Source organism: Frankia sp. CcWB3 (genome assembly GCF_977927595.1).
The window spans coordinates 11,425-12,593 of the sequence record NZ_CDWRCK010000123.1 but is presented as its reverse complement, the minus strand read 5'-3'; the positions used below and the strand labels follow the sequence as shown (position 1 = coordinate 12,593).

Here is a 1,169-nt window from a genome sequence, read left to right as displayed (position 1 = left end):
AGATCCAGAAGACGATGACCGCCAGCGGCACGGCCCGGTCGGCCCCGCGCCACCAGGGGTGCTCGGCGACCAGCTGGAACTGGGTCTCCACCTCGACGACCCCGAGGGCGAGCCCGCCCGCCAGCACCATCGGGAAGGAGCGGAACCGCGCGACCAGCGCGACCGCCAGCGCCGGGACGATGAGCAGGAGCAGGTTCGCCGAGGACAACGGGTTCTGCAGCGGCGCGAGCAGGACCCCGCCGAGACCGGCCAGCGCGCTGCCGGCGCCCCAGGCCGCGGCGGCGACGGTGTCCGCCGACCAGCCGAAGGTCGCGGCGGCCCGGAGGTTCTCCGCCGCCACCGTCGCGGCGAGGCCCACCGTGGTGAACCGGAACACCGCCCAGAGCCCCGCGACCAGCACGGCGACCACGGCCAGCCGGACAAACACGGACACGCCGACGGGCTCGTCGAACAGCGTGATCCTGCCGGTCGGCAGCACCGTCGGGGAGGTGCGCACGGCACCGGCGAACATCAGCGTCAGCGACGACTGCAAGATGATCAGCAGACCGAGCGTCGCCATCAGCCGCAGCAGCGAGGTCGCCTCGCGCAGCCGCCGCATCACCAGCAGGTGGAACACGACCCCGATGGCGGTCGTCGACAGCACGGCCAGCGGCGCCGCGAGGCCGAGCGGCAGCCCCCACCCCGCATGCAGCCCATGGAAGGCATAGGCCGCCCAGGCCAGCAGCGCGCCCTGGGCCAGGTTGAGCACACCGGCCCCACGGGCGATGACCACCACACCCGAGGCCACGAGGGCGTAGAGCGCGCCCGTGCCCAGGCTGAGCAGGGCGTAGCCCATGACGTCGTTCAACGGCGGCCCACCCTGCTCCGGGCACCGCGGAACGGCGCCTCGATCATCCCCTCAGTGGCCCCCCACCAATGGTCGCCGGCTCTCCTCGATCGCGATGAGCGGCGTGAGCCCACCGGAAAATCCGCAGCCAGGCCATTGATCACGTAATCATGGCAACCGAGGTGACGGTACGACCGGACAGACCGATAAGGCAATCAAACCAGCCACAACAGCCACCGAATCCCATGAGAGCTACCGAAGCTCGCAAAAGCCACCTAACCCCACGGATTGGCCAGGGGTGACGGAACGCGGACACACCGCGGAACGCCCGGGATGGCACCAT

General features: G+C 70.9%; 1 protein-coding gene. It reads right to left on the bottom strand.

Annotated elements, in window-relative coordinates; translation table 11 throughout:
- Positions 1 to 847, bottom strand: an 847-nt coding sequence (locus ACY5KJ_RS11350) for a branched-chain amino acid ABC transporter permease (protein WP_462203332.1), incomplete at its 3' end; no start/stop codon positions are given.
- Between the last annotated feature and the right edge of the window lie 322 nt (positions 848 to 1,169).